The organism is Candidatus Saccharibacteria bacterium oral taxon 488 (assembly GCA_010202115.1).
In the GTDB taxonomy this organism is placed as follows: domain Bacteria; phylum Patescibacteriota; class Saccharimonadia; order Saccharimonadales; family Saccharimonadaceae; genus Nanosynbacter.
Window position 1 is genome coordinate 147,933 of the sequence record CP047917.1, and the last position, 18,168, is coordinate 166,100.

Here is an 18,168-nt window from a genome sequence, read left to right on the forward strand (position 1 = left end):
ATTAATCTCCTAGCTCTCCTTTTGAAGCAATTTTAGATTAATTTCATCAGTCATTGTATCAGGTATAGGGGTCGATTTCAAGCACTAGGTCGGGATAATCTGTCGGTATTGTAGGCTTTCGGCGACATGAGGAATGGTTATTTCTAGTGATGACTCAAGATCAGCGATAGTGCGAGCAACCTTGATAACTTTGAAATAGCCACGAGCGCTTAGGTCAAGCTTTTTGGCGGCTGTAAGGAAAAATTGCTTGGCCTCAATCGTTAGGGCAGTTATTTTATCAACACTACTGCCATCTATATCAGCGTTGTATTTATTACTATTACCGTATCTGTTAGTTTGTAGTGTACGAGCTACCTTAATCATAGTTTCAAACTGTTTTTGTTGTGAATCCGACGATGACTTACGGGACAACAAATCTTCATGTGCGACGCGGGAAACGTTGATTGTTAGATCAATACGATCAAGGAGCGGGCCGGATAATCGTTTCTGATAGTTCAAGATTTGGGTCGATGAGCAACGGCAACTTTTTTCTGGATCGCCCAGATAACCACATGGACAAGGGTTCATCGTGGCAACTAACATAAAATTGGCGGGGTAGTAGTATTTACCTTGGGCGCGGGAAATTGTGATCTGCTTATCCTCAAGCGGCTGACGAAGCGATTCCAATGTCGTTCGTGGATATTCTAATAATTCGTCTAAGAACAGTGTGCCGTGGTGCGCGAGGCTAATTTCGCCGGGCGTGGCCTTTGCGCCACCACCAATCATTGATATGCGGCTCGCGGTGTGGTGTGGTGTGCGAAACGGTCGGTCGGTAACGATATCATGACTAACTTGATTGCCGTCAAGATTGTGGAGTTTCGTTACTTCGATAATCTCAACGTCAGATAGCGGCGGCAGGAGTGAATTGAGTGCGCGTGCTAGCATGGTCTTGCCGGATCCCGGTGGTCCGGACAGCAAAATATTGTGCCTACCCGCGACGGCAATGGCGACAGCTCGCTTGGCCTGCTCTTGTCCGCGGATGTCATCAATGATGATGCCGCGTTTCTTTTGGCGATATTGCTGCTTTGTTTTTACTGCGGGTTGGATGAGTTTTTCTTGTTTGAGGTGGAGGAATAATTCCGTTAGATTATTGATGGGGATAATAGTAATGTCGGGGATGAGCAGGGCTTGTTCGCTGTTGGAGGCCGGTAGGTATATGGTTGAGATACCGTGCTGCTTGGCGGTTTCGGCAATAGTAATGGCCGAGCGAATGGGGCGAAGACTACCATCGAGTGCCAATTCACCAGCAAATAGCGCTCCCTCTAGGGCGGTTTGAGGAAGTTGTTTGCCGAGACAGAGAATTGCGAGGGCTATTGGTAGGTCGAATTGCGTACCGTCTTTTGGTAGTTCCGCCGGGGCGAGATTGATGGTAATTTTACCTTTTGGAAAATCAAGTAGCGAGTTCTTGATGGCGCTGCGAACGCGATCACGCGATTCATCGATTGCTTTGTTGCCAAGTCCGACGATTTGTAGTCCAGGTAGTCCTCGTGATATGTCGCCTTCAATTTCAATAAGCTGACCGTGAAAGCCATATGGCGTCGCTGAAACTACCTTGCTAACCATATACCTAGTAAAGCATAGATAGCTAGACTTGAAAAGGGAAGGTTGCTATAATTCAAGGCAGATTGATGGGGCTGATATAGTAGCTTTCGACAATTGGACTTTATCAAGATATTCTGCGAGCCGACGATACGCGTAACGTATGTTTTAGTTGCAAAGTCTAAACTTGCAGGTGCATTTGCTAGCCTGAAGAGTGTTTTCACTCCGATGGCTGCTGCGCCAGTCGCTGCTTAATTTAAGCGACCGTCCTTGCTTTGCGGCAACAGGCAAAGCCTAGGGTGTCATATATATGTTGCTGGCTGCATGTTCGGAAGCGGCGGACATGTGGGACTTTCTCCGCGTAACGAAGCTTGGTTTTTTGGTTCGTTTTTAAGCCGAGCAACGTTATAAAATAAATTAAAAGAACCTATGCTCGTAGACGGATATCATGATACCAGTTGGACCCGGGGGCAGTACCCGGCAGCTCCACCAGACAGTTATATATCGACCTAAAGAGGTCGATTTTTTATCGTAAAACAGGTGATAATGTGGCTGCGTGTGTTGCTATGAAATGAAAACAACCACCTGCGAGTAGTGGTTGTTTTCAAAAAGTGGAGTTTTACGTGTGCTGTTTATTTTTGGCTCCCGACAAGTTGTGTATAACTTTTTTATTCAGAAGCTACCCCTATAGTAAATGATAAAAATGGTTATGTCAATAATCTTTGAGAAAAAATCTAGGTAAAAAATACCACATAATTTAGAGGGTCAGTGAAGTGGTTTGATGAAAATATAGGTTGTTGCTGGACGAGACGGTTGAACCCTGATGGTTCCTGGTCGGTGCCCCGCACGGCCGGTGTTTTACCCGCGAGATGGCGAAACGGGATACGCTGAGGGCCTGGTTGTTTTGGCGTTTTATTTGTATAAACGTTCAGCGAGCTGTATCAATTACTAGATTATTTGTTGGATTCATGATGTCGTATGGGGTAACTATACAAGAGCTATGAATTAGCGGGCGGTATAGTAAGAATATGTTTATATTACAATGTTGTATATAAAACATTTTATAGAACGTAACAGATGAAAATATATAAAGATTATTACAAAAATGTTATAAATACAACATATTTTTTATGTGAAGTATTGACCGATAAACGTATGCATGATAGTATTGGTACAAGCTTTTAAGAAAATAAAAAGCAAAAATCAGTACAATAATAACAACATTAACAATTTACGTGACCGAATTCACAGTAACGCATGTCGTTTGGCGTATAGTCGGCAGCAGTATGAAGCCGGAATAACAAAAGATTATTCCGCCATAGTGTTGCCGATGCTCCGCCGAACTTGTGATTATTAACGTGTAGTTAATAGTTGCGATGTAACGCGTTGAGCGCGCGTATAATTAGTACCACTGCGCATCCAGTTAATCCTTGTTAGGCGATTAGCGATGAGACTACTGGATGTGCGGGATGAGGAACGTTGCGCAAGGACATGCTCCGAAATTCGGAGCGGTCAGTTGCCCTGAGCGGCGGACTTTGAACAGGTGACCGCGCCCTAATAGTTATTGAGTGCGGCGGATGGTTCACCTGATCATATAATGGTTCGTCGCCTGGGCTCCCTTGGTCTATGATATAGTGTGAGTATGAAGTGTCGGTATGTTGCTATGGTCGCGGCGCTGGCTGTGACGGCAGATGTCGTATTGGTGCACACGGTGACGCCAATGAGCGTTGGTCCGTTGGGCGTCCTGGCGTTTTTTGTGTGTCTGTATGTAGCAACTGCGTCGTGCTGTTATTTAGTGATGGTCGCGGCGAGGCGTGTGGCAATGCGTGTTGTTCGACATAATATGTATCGTGGCTTGGCCTCGGTAACACCGTTGAAATTATATTATTATGCGAGTATCATCGGGCTTATACCGGTTATCTTACTTGGTATGCAATCAATTGGCGGTGTTACGGCATGGGATATCTTGCTTCTGACACTTTTTTTGGGCCTTGGTTGTTTTTACATACACAAACGATTTTAGGGCGTAGGAACTCTATCGGTAACGTGGTACAATATAGGTATGAATCCAGAGTTGCCTCAGGCGCGTCCACCGGTTGAGAGTTTACCGCCCGCTTCAAGCGGCGAGCTTCGGCTGGATGACGATGTAAATCAGGTAGAGACTGAGAAACGCTCCGCCGAACGCCCAGCGGTAAATGTAGCGAACTCACCGATGCCAGCAACGGTACTACCGACCGTTCCGGTGCCAGCGCCTCCAGCGGTACAGACTCCTGCATCGACGACGTCAACTGACGATACGCCGCTGATAGCTGGTGATGATGATTTGATTGAGAAGGAGTGGGTTGACAAATTGAAGCGGATTATTACTTTGACAAGGGATGATCCGTATGAGCGAGCGCGGGTAATTGCGCAACTACAGGCCGACTACCTCAAAAAGAGGTACAACAGGGAGATGGGCCAATCGAACGGATAGGAATATGGATAGCGGGCCGTTAATTACTGGTTTTATCGTCGTCGTAGTATTAGCGATCGGTGTGACGATTGTTACGCTGCAGTATCGCAAGATGCTACGTGAAGCAAAAAATTATGAGCGCGGGCTAAAAATGGTGCCGCTACTGATTCACTTGCCGCCATCGAGTGAAGATATTGATGGGGCAAGTCGTGACCAGCGTGATCTAACGGAAGAAATTCTTAGCCAAGCGCAAGTGATGTATAACATTATATCAAGTACCGCAACGAAAGGATTTAAGAGTCGACTCTACGGGCAGCGTCATTTGTCGTTTGAGATTATTGCGCGTGGCGGTTTGGTGCATTATTATGCCGTGGTACCGACGGTATTGGTTGATGTAATTCGCCAAGCGATTGCGGCAGCTTATCCGGCGGCGCGGTTGGAAGAAGTGGCTGATACGAATGTGTTTAGTAAAATTGGCAAGATGAGCGGGACAATTGGCGGCGAATTCTCGCTCCGTAAGTCGTTCGTCTATCCTATCGCGACCTACCAAGAGTCAAAGCGAGATGCGTCGCGGGCGCTACTGAATGCCATGTCGGCGGCGACAAAAGATGATGGTATCGGCTTGCAGTTCTTGGTTCGGCCGGCGCGGGAGGGTTGGTCGCGTGCCTCAGAAGAGCATGTTGAGAAAATGAAGAAGAACAAGGGTAAGAAATCAACGAAGGTGGCGGGCGTTGATATCTCAATGGTCGGGGACATTTTTGAGGCGTTGTGGAAACCACCACAGTCGGCAAAAGAAAAAGAAGGTGAGATCAAGCCTGAGGATAAACAGCTATCGTCACTAGAGCAGGCAGAGGTTGATGCTATTAGCGAGAAGACGCGTTATCCGGCGTATGAGGTATTGGTGCGGGTGGTAATTTCATCAAACACTGCTGCTCGCTCACAGGTGCTGCTTAAAAATATTATCGCTGCGTTTGCGATGTTTGACTCGCCGCGCAATAACGGTTTTCGCTTTTCGCTGACAAATAATATTGAGGAAATGACCACGGCGTATATTATGCGGTTTTTCCCACAGCATATTCGCAGTAATATCCTTAATAGTGTTGAGATGGCAACCTTATTCCATTTACCAAGCGCAACTGCTATTCCAACCTCACAGGTTAAGCGGCAGATGTCCAAGCAGGTTGATGGGCCGACTGACGTTTTGGATGAAGGATTATTGATTGGTTACAATGAATTTCGTGGTACGAAAAAGCCAATTCGTATCGGTACGAAGGATCGCCGTCGCCACGTTTACATCATCGGTCAGACTGGTGTTGGTAAGTCGGTATTGCAGGAAAATATGGCGTATCAAGACATGATGGACGGCCGAGGATTTGCGCTGATCGATCCGCACGGTGATTTGGTCGAGTCGCTCATGGGGAAGGTGCCGAAAGAGCGGGTGGAGGATATTATCTATTTCAACCCTGCCGATATGGAAAATCCGATTGGCCTCAACATGTTTGAATTCGATAGTCCGGATCAAAAGGACTTTCTGGTGCAGGAAGCGATTAACATGCTGTATGGGCTGTACGATCCGGGGCATACCGGTATTGTGGGGCCACGGCTTGAGCATATTTTCCGTAACTGTGCGCTGCTGTTAATGGCGGATCCAGCTGGTGGAACATTTATTGATGTGCCAAAGTGTCTCATTGACCCAGAATTTGTGAAGAGCAAGCTGAAGTACGTCACTGATCCGCAGGTGATTGATTTCTGGACAAAGGAGTTCCCGGCCTCACAGCGATCAAATGAGGCCGGTGAGGTGATATCGTGGGTGGTCTCGAAGTTTGGCCCATTTATCTCTAATGATTCGATGCGTAATATCATCGGCCAGACGAAGTCAGGGTTTAACATCCGTGAGATTATGGATAATAAAAAGATTTTGTTAGTTAATCTGTCGAAGGGTAAGCTTGGTGAACTCAATGCCAAGCTACTAGGAATTATCTTTATCATGAAGTTCCAGGCGGCGGCTATGTCGCGGGCTGATATCCCGGAAGAGCAGCGTGAAGACTTTTCACTATATGTTGACGAGGTGCAGAACTTTGCGACTGATAGTTTTGAATCAATTTTGTCTGAGGCGCGAAAATATAAGCTGAGCCTGATCATGGGTAACCAGTTCATGACGCAGCTAACGGAGAAGATTCGTGAGGCTATTATTGGTAACATTGGTACGGTTATCTCGGGGCGTATTGGTATTACTGACGCGGAATTGATGGTCAAGAAGTTTCAGCCAGTGTTTGACATTGATGACTTATCAAAGCTACCAAATTTCCAGTCGATCGCTTCGGTGATGATCAATAATGTACCGTCGACGCCGTTTAGTATGAACTGGGTGCCACCGATGGGGCAGGTTAACAATCAGCTCCGCGATGCGTTGGTGCGACTATCGGCAGCAAAGTACGGCAAACCACGCGCGGTGGTTGAGAAGGAAATATTTGAGCGGCTTGGTCGCAATAAAAAGCCGGCGACTTCGTCGACTGGCCCATCGCTCAATCGGCCGACTGCAAAGAGCGGTTCGTCTTTCCTGGACGAGTGGTTGTCAAAACGTCAACAACTTGGTGGTGGCAAGCCAGGGGCTGTGGGCGCTGCTGCTCCGGGTGCGGGGCAGTCTCGATTGGGCGTGCCATCGCCGCTAGCTCCACAGTCAGGCCGTCCAGCTACGTCGCGACTAGCGTCGCCGACCTCAGGCGTGGCGGGTGCGCAACCACCGTTGGCTTCTATGCGACCGCCACAGATTGGGCAAGGCGCTGTGCCACAAGGTGTCGCTATGCCCGCCCAGATGGCTGGCCAGATGTCGCAGGGAGTTGGTGCTTCGCCGAACGGGCCATTGGGGCAGCCAGCGAGTGCGCCTCATGATAGTTTACGATCACCAGATCAGCATCCGGCGCCTGCGCCGACAGTGGCTGGTTCGGATGTGGCTGCGCAGGTCGCACCGCTATCAATTGCCGATAGGATGGCGACAGAACTGCAGCAGGCAGAGTCGCAAAACCGCCTCGACCTGCGCGGTGATAATAACGATAATGGCGAGATATCGATCAAGCTACGCTAGACGTGGGCCAGGCTATCTTTTATTGAGGAAGCCAACGCGAGCGTACTCAATAATGGCGCCGATAACCCAACCACAACCAAAGAGAATGATCGTTTCTGATCCAGAGAGAACGTAGCCGTAGTGGCGGGCGATAAAGTAGACGATGACTGAGGAAATTGCGCCAAGTGCGCCAGCAATAATGAGGTTCGGGCGTGCGACGGTGCTGCCGATAGCTTCACTGGCTTTTTCAACGGCTGGGTTGTGGATGACCTTACTAAAGGTTCGTGAAGCTGGCGATAATTCGCTCTGCATTTTTTTCATGGTTTTCCGGTAGCTGTCGGTACGGTCGGCTTTGGTGATCTGGCGAGGTGCCTCTGAGACTACTGGCTTCTCCGTTTCAGCGGTTTGGCTTGCCTCGGCTTGCTCTAATGCTTCGTGACGAGCATCGTCGAGCTGCTTTTCATGTTGTCGTTCAGCAGCTCGTTCAGCCCGCCGCTCTAACTTTTCAGCTGCTGATCGTTCTACTTCGCCGGCTGACTGCTCAAGTTCGCCAGCGTTTCTTGCTAATTCTGGATTAGCCCCATGAATTTTTTCTGACATGTATTACCCTCCCTATGTTGTTATAACGTTCCCGCTGTAATATCGTGGCGAATGATGCGAACCTCTTTACTCAGTTGTCGCGAGCGGCAATAGAAGAAGGTGACAACAGCCGCAATGATACCGGCAAATAACATGTTTTCTCCAGGGCCGGTTCGCGGCAGAGTAGCGACGGTCTGCTCGACGACCTTTGGCGTTGGACAGTTAACAACAATTTCGACACTGGTACCAAAAACGTTTGTCATGCGACAGTCATATGATGATGGATCGCTAGTACCGCGTGGTTTGGCGGAAAGTTGACCCTTGAGCTGGACAACGTAGGTCATAACTTTTTGTTCGCCCGGTTTGAGGGTGACTTGTGGCCAAGAAAGGGTGCGCTTTTCCTTATCAAAGGTGCCGCCACCATTATCATAGATATCGGCATATTCTAGCACGTCAGATAGTTCATCTTTCAGATCAACTGTTGCTGGGGCTTTGCCTTCGTTCTTAGCGGTTAGCTTATACTCAATGCGGTCGCTGGCGTTGGCTTTTTTCTTGGTGGCATCGCCGCCAGAGGTCAGGTTATGTGCCGCCTTGGTGCGGGTAACCTGGGCTTTACAGGTTGTGTCTTTGACCCAAATTGTAGCATCGCCTGGGCACGGCTGGCAGTCGGGGTGGTCTATCGGCAGGCTTGGGTTAAGTGGACAGCGTGGTTTCGGACTGATCGTAAAGGTTGAAGCACAGGCACTGTTCGTCTGGTCACCAAGGCTGGTGTGGACGATAACGGACACGGTATATGTGCCGTCCTTGTCGAGTGTGTACTGTAATGACGTGCTCGTAGCGGTGGTATTGACACGTTTGCGGAGCACCTCTGTGCCGGCTGAGTTTTTAATGATGAAGGTATAGCCAGCGATCGTTGCACCGTTTTGGACATCACCATACGCTGTCATCGAGACTTTGGTACGGTCGGTGACGACGGGTCGCTCAAGTAATTTACAAGCGGCGGTTGGTTTCGGTTTTTGTTTTGGCAACTCTTTGAGCATGATGTTAGCGCAGGCCTTCATGATAGCAAACGGTTTGCCCTCGCTAGTCGTGCCGACGAATGATTTATACCATGAGCCTGAGCCGCTGCGGTTGCGCCCGGTGTCAAATTCAGCCATTGGTCGTGAGTACAGCGTTAAGCTACCAACCTGAAACTGGACTTCTCCGCGCTGAAGGCCGAAGCGTGAAACTCGGCTCCATGACTGCCAGCCATTATCGCGGCCGCTGCTGCGAGTACTGATCTCAGAGTCGCGAGCACTCGCCAAGTTCTCGCGTGTGATGCCAGCGTGCTGCAGCATGTCACGATAATTTTGCGAGTTATTGTCCCACGCGGCGAGTAGCTGTGATTTCGTATGAATACCGCCATAAACGAGGTCTGAAGCATTGGCGGCATTGGCAGATTCAGGTGGTTGGAAAACGGCAAATGACTGCACGATGAGCGCTAGGGCGGTCAGAATGAGACCGGTTTTGCGAGTGATTTCCTCTTTGTGGAGGCGTTTCGCGTAAAAGCCGAGCTCTTGGATGAGGCTTGGGCTAAACGCGAGGTGGGAGACGATTTTCTTAAACATGCCGTTCCTTATTTTTCATTAGTTTTATGTTTTCGTAAAAATTCCGTCTCCACTATAGCACAGCGATCGCTTTTACGCAAATAGCTTGAGTGAACACTTTTTTTGCGGTATAATGGGGGAGTTGTAAATAGCTGACAAATCAGAAATAGTGAGGGAAGCATGGCTAAACAAACAGATAAGCAAGCCTACGATGGCTCGCAAATCCAGGTTTTGGAGGGTCTCGAACCGGTGCGTAAGCGACCGGGAATGTACATTGGTAGCACGGGATATGATGGTATTCACCATTTGATCAAGGAGATCGCTGATAACTCAATTGATGAGGCAATCGCGGGCCATGCGACGAGAGTAGAAGTGGTGCTGCTAGAAGACGGTGGTGTGCAGGTGACTGATGATGGGCGCGGTATTCCGGTTGATAAACATCCAAAAACCGGTCTGTCTACTCTAGAAACGGTGCTGACAGTACTGCATGCTGGTGGTAAGTTTGGCGGCGGTGGCTATAAAGTGTCATCTGGACTCCACGGCGTAGGTTCGAGCGTGGTAAACGCGCTTTCAACCAAAATGATCGCTGAGGTGGTGCGAGACGGGCAGCTGTACCGTGTGGTGTTTGCGACTGGCGGTATCGTTGAGCCGCTCGAAAAGATCGGTAAAACTGATCGGCCAACCGGGACGCGCATAATATTCTACCCAGATCCAACGATTTTTAAGGAGACAGTGGAATTTGACTACAAGTGGGTGGTTAGTTATTTGCGCCATCAGGCATACCTCACCAAAGGCGTGCACACCTCAGTTATTGACAATCGAACAGGTGAGCGACAGTCATTTTACTTTGAGGGTGGTATTCAGAGCTACGTGAGACACCTCAACATTGGCAAAGATGTTTTATCAAACGATGTCTTTTATGTTGAGAAGCAGGTTGAAGATTGCATGGTGGAAATTGCCGTGCAATATAACGATACCTACATTGAGACGGTGAAGCCGTTCGCCAACAATGTGCTGACACCAGATGGCGGTACGCACCTAGTTGGTTTTCGTTCAGCGCTAACCAGGGTCATCAACGACTATGCGCGTAAGAATGGCTTATTGAAGGAAAAGGAAGATAACCTGACTGGTGACGACATTCGCGAGGGCTTGACGGCGATTATCTTGGTTAAATTGCCTGATCCACAGTTTGAAGGTCAGACCAAAAATAAGCTCGGCAATCCAGAAATGCGCCGCTATGTCGAGCAGGTGATGAACGAGTATTTTGCGTATTATCTCGAGGAAAACCCGAGTATTGCTAAGAAAATTGTCGGCAAGGCGACCTTGGCGGCCCGGGCGCGTAAGGCGGCGCGAGCAGCCCGTGACAATGTGATCCGTAAGGGCGCACTTGATGGTATGGGGCTGCCGGGTAAACTGTGGGATTGTTCAAGCAAAAGCCCGAGTGATAGCGAGATTTATATTGTTGAGGGTAACTCAGCAGCGGGTTCAGCCAAAGAGGGTCGTGACAGTAAAACCCAGGCGATTTTGCCACTTCGTGGTAAGGTGCTGAATACTGAACGAGCGCGACTTGATAAAATGTTCGCTAATAAAGAGATTGTGGCGATGATTCAGGCATTTGGTGTTGGTATCGGTGATCAGTTTGACATCAATGGTCTGCGTTACCACAAAATTATCATCATGACCGATGCTGATGTTGACGGTAGTCATATCGCGACGTTGCTTTTGACATTCCTGTTTCGCTATATGAAAGAGGTGGTTGAGGGTGGCTATGTGTACCTCGCCAAGCCGCCGTTGTACTCCATCAACCGTGGGCAGAAGAAAATCTACGCATATGATGAGGCGGAGAAAGATAAAGTATTGGCGAGCCTAATTGCCGATAAGAAAAGTCGTGGTACAACAATCGATGATGAACAAGATGTCACCAAGCAGGCTGGCGTGACAATTTCACGATTTAAGGGGCTTGGTGAGATGGATGCCGACCAGCTGTGGGAGACAACGATGAATCCAGAAAATCGTGTATTGATTCAAGTCAGTGTGGAAGACGCCGAAGAGGCGGATGCGATCTTTACGCGGTTGATGGGCGATGACGTGAGTTTGCGCAAAAACTTTATTCAAAGCTGGGCAAAAAATGCTAACTTGGAGGATTTGGATATTTAATCATGAGTGATCAGGACAAACAGATACAATCAACCAGTGACCACAAGTCAGTTGAGGTAACGCCAGACATGGTAGCGGAGGCGTCAACAGGCTTAGAGCGACGTCGACTCGAACATGTGATGCAAGATAATTTCTTCCGCTATTCGATGAGTGTCATTGTTGACCGGGCATTACCGGATGTGCGCGATGGTCTAAAGCCCGTGCATCGCCGTATTTTGTATTCAATGAACCAAAACGGCAATCGTAGTACTGCAAAATTCGTTAAATCAGCGCGTATCATTGGTGATGTGATGGGTAAATATCACCCGCATGGTGACTCGGCGATTTATGATTCGATGGTGCGTCTGGCGCAAGATTGGGCGATGCGCTATACCTTGGTGCAGGGCCAGGGAAATTTTGGCTCAATGGACGGAGATCCACCAGCCGCTCACCGTTATACTGAGGCGCGACTCGACAAGCCAGCTGAAGAACTACTAACTGACATTGAAAAGGAAACGGTTGATTTTAAGGATAATTTTGATGGTTCAGAGCGTGAGCCAATCGTGCTGCCGGCAAAATTACCAAACCTGCTACTGAACGGTCAGATTGGTATCGCTGTTGGTATGGCGACGAGTATCCCGACGCATAACCTGGGCGAGTTGGTGGATGCGACGGTTGAACTGATTGATAATCCTGAAGCAACGGTCGATGACTTGTTGCAACACGTGAAAGGCCCAGACTTTCCGACGGGGGCAATTGTCTATGGAGGCGCGCCGATGCGTCAGGCATATGCGACTGGTCGCGGTAGTGTAATGATGCGGGCGGTGGCAGAGATTCAGGAGACCAAGAAGGGGCGACATCAGATCGTCGTCACAGAGATCCCGTATGGTGTAAATAAAGCAACACTAATCGAAAAAATTGGTGAGCTTCATAAAGAAAAACGAGTGATGCTGGCCGACCTACGTGATGAAAGTTCTCGGGGCAAAGTCCGCATTGTCATCGAGCTGAAAAAAGATGCGTATCCAAAGAAAGTATTGAACCAGCTATACAAACTGACAGCGCTCCAGACGAGTTTTAATTACAACATGTTGGCATTGGTTAATACCATGCAGCCACGGATTTTAGGCTTGCACGATATTTTGAGCGAATTTGTGAAACACCGCCAGTCTGTGGTGCGCCGCCGTACTGAGTTTGAGCTGAAAAAGGCCAAGGCGAGGGCGCATATTCTGGAAGGCTATAAGATTGCACTGGATCACATTGACGAGGTGATCAAGACGATTCGTGCCTCAAAAACCCAGGATGAAGCGGAAAAGAATCTGCGCGCTAAGTTTGGACTCAGCGAGATCCAGGCCAAGGCTATTTTGGCAATGCAGCTGCGACGCCTGACTGGACTTGAGCGTGAAGCGGTCGAGAATGAACTTCGCGAACTTCTGAAGCTGATCGCAAGGTTAGAGGCTATCTTGGCCGACGAGCAAGAGATTTTGAATATTATCAAGGCTGAGCTTCTAGAGATGAAGGAAAAGTACGGCGACGAGCGGCGTAGTAAAATTATCAACCATGAACTGGGTAAGTTCTCTGATGAGGAGCTAATTCCAGATGAGGAAGCGGTCATTTTACTAACCGGCGAGAATTACATCAAGCGGACCCTGCTCAGTGATTATCGCAAGCAAAACCGTGGTGGCAAGGGTAAGCGCGGCATGACCACCAAAGAGGAGGATATCATTGACCAGGTGGTGCCAGCAAACACCCATGACTATTTGTTGTTCTTTACGAATCGAGGTCGAATTTTTCGCCTGAAGGCGTATGAAGTACCAGCTGCCAGTCTCAGTGCCAAAGGTGTGGCGGCGGTGAACCTGCTCCAGCTACAGCCAGAAGAGAAGATCACCGCTATCATTAAACACGAGAAGAACGCTGGTGACCAGGGCTACCTATTTATGGCAACTAAGCATGGTACGGTGAAGAAGACTCCGCTTGGCGACTATGCCAATATCCGGACGAACGGGCTCATTGCTATTAAGTTAGACGAGGGTGACGAGCTACGTTGGATCAAGAAAACAGATGGCAAAAGTGATGTAATTATTTCAACATCAGCTGGTCAAGCGATTCGTTTCAACGAGCAGGATGCTCGGCCGATGGGTCGAGCGGCTCGTGGCGTACGCGGGGTGCGCCTGCGTCCGAATGATTGCGTTGTTGGCATGGATATCGTTACCAGTGATGAACAGACGCTGCTGGTCATTAGCGAAAAGGGCTTTGGTAAACGCACGAAAGTGACTAATTTCCCAAGTCATAAGCGCGGTGGTGTAGGGATAAAGGCGGCAATTGTGACGGCAAAGACTGGCCCAATCATTTCAGTACAGACGATTGATCCGACGATGAACGAAGCACTGTTGGTATCGCAAAATGGTCAAACAATTCGTCTGGGCTTGAGTGACATCAAGTTGCTCGGTCGAACAACGCAGGGTGTGACGATTATGCGGTTGAGTGATGGCGATGCGGTGTCGTCGATTGGCCTAATGGAGAAACGTCCAGACGAGGAGGATTAGCCAGGTGCCGATGCAATACATCCTGATACCGGGCATCGCGTGGTTTGTAGCGCAGTCATCAAAGCATCTGGCCCGGCTGTTTGGCCGTAATCGTCGAGTTACGCAGTCGAACCCTCGTTCGCCGGTATTGTTTTCAGGTGGTATGCCGAGTGCTCACAGTGCAACGGTGGTGTCGCTTGCGCTGACCATCGGTCACTACCAGGGGTGGGGAAGTCCGCTGTTCGGCCTGGCTGCATGGTTCGCGGCAATCGTATTGTATGATGCGGTGATGGTGCGATTTTCCTCTGGACAGCAAGGTGACTTGCTCAATAGAGTGGTGCGAAAAGATTATCCAAAGCTGTCAACGATTAGGGTGGCACATGGTCATACGCTACCAGAAATGCTTGTCGGGGCGGCCGTGGGCACGGTTGTAACCTTTGTTGTAATTTTCGCTACAAGATAATTGCTAATAACCCTTGACCTGACCACTAATATCAGGTAAGATGAGTATCAGTCTGGTTGCTGGAGTGCGAGCCAAGCGACAATCACGCTAATTTGTTAGGTGAAGCGAAAGCGGTACACAAACCCGACTATGGTCTTTAACAATTTGATTGTGCAATATCATCGTCAGTTTATATTTTTGTAGAGCCTTAATACTTTGACACAAAGTAGATTTTTAACGGAGAGTTTGATCCTGGCTCAGGATGAATGCTGGCGGCGTGCCTAACACATGCAAGTCGAGCGGCAGCGGGTTCTGCACTATCAACTTGAAGCCTAGACGCGGGGATTTCCAAGGGAAATCAGCCGCATCATTTCCAAAGGAGTGAGTGTCTGGGGTGATTTCAAACTGATAGTGCAGAATGCCGGCGAGCGGCGAACGGCTGAGTAACGCGTAGGAATTTGCCCCAAAGTGAGGGATAACTGCCCGAAAGGGTAGCTAATACCGCATATGGTCTTCGGATTAAAGGATTTATCCGCTTTGGGAGAAGCCTGCGTTGGATTAGGTAGTTGGTAGGGTAATGGCCTACCAAGCCGACGATCCATAGCTGGTCTGAGAGGATGATCAGCCAGACTGGAACTGAGATACGGTCCAGACTCCTACGGGAGGCAGCAGTGAGGAATCTTCCACAATGGGCGAAAGCCTGATGGAGCAACGCCGCGTGAAGGATGAAGGCCTTCGGGTTGTAAACTTCTTTTATGAGTGAAGAATATGACGGTAACTCATGAATAAGCACCGGCTAACTACGTGCCAGCAGCCGCGGTCATACGTAGGGTGCGAGCATTATCCGGAGTGACTGGGCGTAAAGAGTTGCGTAGGCGGTTTAATAAGTGAATAGTGAAACCTGGTGGCTCAACCATACAGACTATTATTCAAACTGTTAAACTCGAGAATGGTAGAGGTAACTGGAATTTCTTGTGTAGGAGTGAAATCCGTAGATATAAGAAGGAACACCGATGGCGTAGGCAGGTTACTGGGCCATTTCTGACGCTAAGGCACGAAAGCGTGGGGAGCGAACCGGATTAGATACCCGGGTAGTCCACGCCGTAAACGATGGATACTAGCTGTTGGAGGTATCGACCCCTTCAGTAGCGAAGCTAACGCGTTAAGTATCCCGCCTGTGGAGTACGGCCGCAAGGCTAAAACATAAAGGAATTGACGGGGACCCGCACAAGCGGTGGATTATGTTCTTTAATTCGATGATAACCGAAGAACCTTACCAGGGCTTGACATCCAGGGAAGGTCTGCGAAAGTAGACTGTGCCTTTTGGAACCCTGTGACAGGTGATGCATGGCCGTCGTCAGCTCGTGTCGTGAGATGTTAGGTTAAGTCCTTCAACGAGCGCAACCCTTGCAAGTAGTTGTATTTTTCTACTTGGACTGCCCCGGTAACGGGGAGGAAGGAGGGGATGATGTCAGGTCAGTATTTCCCTTACGTCCTGGGCTAGAAACGTAATACAATGGCTAGTACAATGCGCAGCGAAGCCGCGAGGTGAAGCAAATCGCATCAAAGCTAGTCCCAGTTCGGATTGGAGGCTGAAACTCGCCTCCATGAAGTCGGAATCGCTAGTAATCGCAAATCAGCAAGTTGCGGTGAATACGTTCCCGGGTCTTGTACACACCGCCCGTCAAACCATGAAAGTGACCAACACCCGAAGTCCGATTCGTCGGCCTAAGGTGGGGGGCATGATTGGGGTTAAGTCGTAACAAGGTATCCGTACCGGAAGGTGCGGATGGATTACCTCCTTTCTAGGGAGAATAGATGCCAGCTTGTCGAGTAATCACAAGTTGAGCTAGGTCGGTCTCGTAAATATGCTGAGCTTACATATTTACAATAGTCCTTCTAGGGACGAGACAAAGTTCAAAACCTTCTCTACGATAAGCCGATTGATGAATTGCACAATCAAGTTGTTAATATAAAAATACCCTCCTGTTTGGAGGGTATTTTGTCGTCTATGACTAATGACGGGGTCTTTCCTTTCAGTGTGGCTGAGCATAGGCGGAACGCGATATGGCGATGGCTGCGGAGCTTATCGGCGACCGAATAGTGATTCTGCGAGCCAGCCTAGCGGGATAGTGTGGAGACAGAGCATAATTCCAAAACCAACTCCGCAGACAACGAGTCCCCAGAACTTAAAGCGCTCGTAACTACTGATACCGCTCGCGAGATTGTCTGCCAGTTTTTGATGATATACGGTCATGACGGCGCCGATAATCAAAACGATGAGGCCGACAAAAAAAGATCCAAAGGTAAATTTATAATACATATCTCCATTATACACTTGCCAGAATAAAAAAGATACGGTACAATGAATAAAGTCTTGGCAATGGGGACATAGCTCAGTTGGCTAGAGCACCTGCTTTGCAAGCAGGGGGTCCAGGGTTCGAGTCCCTGTGTCTCCACCATATGGGGTGAAGCGGGCTTACGTCCGCGACACTCCACCAAGACGAGGTTGAGGGCGATTAGCTCAGCTGGTTAGAGCGCGTCACTGATAATGACGAGGTCGGAGGTTCAAGTCCCTCATCGCCCACCAAGTTTTTGATAAGGGCGACTAGCTCAGTTGGCTAGAGCATCTCGTTTACACCGAGAGGGTCAGGGGTTCGAGTCCCTTGTCGCCCACCAGATAGATAAGCCATCCCGCTAGGGGGGTGTTTTTGTTTATAAGTATCGAGGTTGACACGTACCATAAACTATGCTATTAATATTGGGCGTACATGGTAAACAATAAACATAATTTAGAAAATAACCCATATAGTAAACGCTTGAGTTTTGTGCAGCAGTTTTCTGCCTACGGTGATCTTGACGACACTAACAAGGGTACTATTGCACACCTTGCGTTTGATAAGGACCTTGAAGATGCAGGTTTTTATAAGTTAGCACATGAGATTATTCATGAAAAACGGGCGATGGGGGGGCACTGCCCTCAATGCGTTTTCTGCGGAGCGATACACTAGACTTCCTCAATCGTTTGATGAGGCAAGAAAGATGCCAGGTAATTCCATAGAAGAGGTACTGGGGCGGCTTGATACCGACACGTCAGTGAACAATCCCGATGATGTCGAGTTTTATAAGACAGGAGTGCGTCGGCATATCGAAGAGCTCTATGCTTTTTCTGACAAATATCGACAGCGGTACGGTGGGGGTAATCAAATAAAGGAAAGAATGTTGGCACATGGATGCAGCCTGCTTTGGATACAGCATAACTCTTTGAAGTTTCTGCAGGAAGATGGTAAAAACCCTAACAAATACCCAACGGTAAGAATATATCTTAATCCTCAGTTACGAGATAGCCTTGATATCTATAAAAAGATTTTTGCGAAAGCTACAAGAGAGGGGCTTCGCTTTCAGGCAAAGATTATGGCGCCAAGTGGTTACGCCAAGCACCTTGTAGACAAGGCGGTTGATTATTACGCCGGACTAGCCGCTGGGCGGCTGGAAACAAGACGAGATCCAATAGTATTTTATGGCTTTGAGGAGTCTAAAGACAAGTTACTGAGGATAGTTGAAGAAGTTTATTCTCAGTATGAGAGTGCTTTTGAAGGTAGGGAAACGGGAGCTATCCCATTAGCCATCGCTCCTGGTTTTGCGGTTGGGGAAAATCCAGTGGGGTTGGATGGCGAAGAGTCATTAACAGATCATAGACAGCGAGTCATTAAGGAGGCTGATTACGATGCCAATAAGTTTCGGATGAATGCTGCCTCATGGAATATAAACCCGGATAATATCGCTTTTAATAAATAATTACCCTATAC

10 protein-coding genes, 3 tRNA genes, 1 rRNA gene, 1 other RNA gene and 1 pseudogene are annotated in these 18,168 nt (G+C 48.6%); 12 read left to right on the top strand and 4 right to left on the bottom strand.

Annotated elements, in window-relative coordinates:
* Nucleotides 1-84: 84 nt before the first annotated feature.
* Nucleotides 85-1,602: a YifB family Mg chelatase-like AAA ATPase gene (locus tag GWK74_00810; GenBank protein QHU90070.1), complete on the bottom strand. Its 1,518-nt coding sequence runs from the start codon at nucleotides 1,600-1,602 to the stop codon at nucleotides 85-87.
* Between the two features lie 67 nt (nucleotides 1,603-1,669).
* Here GWK74_00810 and ssrA point away from each other — a divergent pair.
* From ssrA to GWK74_00830, 4 genes and pseudogenes are all read left to right on the top strand, one after another.
* Nucleotides 1,670-2,070: a transfer-messenger RNA gene (ssrA, locus tag GWK74_00815) on the top strand.
* A gap of 1,150 nt (nucleotides 2,071-3,220) precedes the next feature.
* The gene (locus GWK74_00820) at nucleotides 3,221-3,601 is read left to right on the top strand and encodes a hypothetical protein (protein QHU90071.1); all 381 of its coding nucleotides are present in this window, start codon (nucleotides 3,221-3,223) and stop codon (nucleotides 3,599-3,601) included.
* A 39-nt stretch (nucleotides 3,602-3,640) separates the two neighbouring features.
* A complete protein-coding gene (locus GWK74_00825; protein ID QHU90072.1) occupies nucleotides 3,641-4,051 on the top strand; it encodes a hypothetical protein in 411 nt (136 codons plus the stop codon).
* A 4-nt stretch (nucleotides 4,052-4,055) separates the two neighbouring features.
* Nucleotides 4,056-6,629, top strand: a pseudogene (locus GWK74_00830) (DUF87 domain-containing protein).
* 498 nt (nucleotides 6,630-7,127) lie between these two features.
* Here the strand turns inward: GWK74_00830 and GWK74_00835 are convergent.
* Nucleotides 7,128-7,694, bottom strand: coding sequence for a hypothetical protein (locus tag GWK74_00835; GenBank protein ID QHU90073.1), 567 nt, complete (start codon nucleotides 7,692-7,694; stop codon nucleotides 7,128-7,130).
* 20 nt (nucleotides 7,695-7,714) lie between these two features.
* Entirely contained in the window at nucleotides 7,715-9,280 is a 1,566-nt protein-coding gene (locus tag GWK74_00840) for a hypothetical protein (GenBank protein ID QHU90074.1), read from the bottom strand.
* Between the two features lie 159 nt (nucleotides 9,281-9,439).
* Between GWK74_00840 and gyrB the strand changes: the two genes are divergently transcribed.
* The 4 genes from gyrB (at nucleotide 9,440) to GWK74_00860 (ending at nucleotide 16,167) form a co-directional block, all read left to right on the top strand.
* Nucleotides 9,440-11,416, top strand: coding sequence for a DNA topoisomerase (ATP-hydrolyzing) subunit B (gyrB, locus tag GWK74_00845; protein ID QHU90075.1), 1,977 nt, complete (start codon nucleotides 9,440-9,442; stop codon nucleotides 11,414-11,416).
* A gap of 2 nt (nucleotides 11,417-11,418) precedes the next feature.
* Nucleotides 11,419-13,938 carry a DNA gyrase subunit A gene (gene gyrA, locus GWK74_00850; GenBank protein QHU90076.1) on the top strand — a complete coding sequence of 840 codons (2,520 nt, stop codon included), beginning with the start codon at nucleotides 11,419-11,421 and terminating at the stop codon, nucleotides 13,936-13,938.
* A gap of 10 nt (nucleotides 13,939-13,948) precedes the next feature.
* The gene (locus GWK74_00855; protein ID QHU90077.1) at nucleotides 13,949-14,380 is read left to right on the top strand and encodes a divergent PAP2 family protein; all 432 of its coding nucleotides are present in this window, start codon (nucleotides 13,949-13,951) and stop codon (nucleotides 14,378-14,380) included.
* Nucleotides 14,381-14,590: 210 nt separating this feature from the next.
* Nucleotides 14,591-16,167, top strand: a 16S ribosomal RNA gene (locus tag GWK74_00860).
* A gap of 278 nt (nucleotides 16,168-16,445) precedes the next feature.
* Here the strand turns inward: GWK74_00860 and GWK74_00865 are convergent.
* Nucleotides 16,446-16,682: a hypothetical protein gene (locus tag GWK74_00865; protein QHU90078.1), complete on the bottom strand. Its 237-nt coding sequence runs from the start codon at nucleotides 16,680-16,682 to the stop codon at nucleotides 16,446-16,448.
* A 62-nt stretch (nucleotides 16,683-16,744) separates the two neighbouring features.
* On the opposite strand from GWK74_00865, the gene GWK74_00870 reads away from it, so the two are divergent.
* The 4 genes from GWK74_00870 (at nucleotide 16,745) to GWK74_00885 (ending at nucleotide 18,157) form a co-directional block, all read left to right on the top strand.
* Nucleotides 16,745-16,821: transfer RNA gene (locus GWK74_00870), tRNA-Ala, on the top strand.
* A gap of 51 nt (nucleotides 16,822-16,872) precedes the next feature.
* A tRNA-Ile gene (locus tag GWK74_00875) sits at nucleotides 16,873-16,949 on the top strand.
* A 12-nt stretch (nucleotides 16,950-16,961) separates the two neighbouring features.
* Nucleotides 16,962-17,038 (top strand) — tRNA-Val (locus tag GWK74_00880).
* A 270-nt stretch (nucleotides 17,039-17,308) separates the two neighbouring features.
* Nucleotides 17,309-18,157, top strand: a complete 849-nt coding sequence (locus tag GWK74_00885; protein ID QHU90079.1) for a hypothetical protein — start codon at nucleotides 17,309-17,311, stop codon at nucleotides 18,155-18,157.
* Nucleotides 18,158-18,168 lie beyond the last annotated feature (11 nt).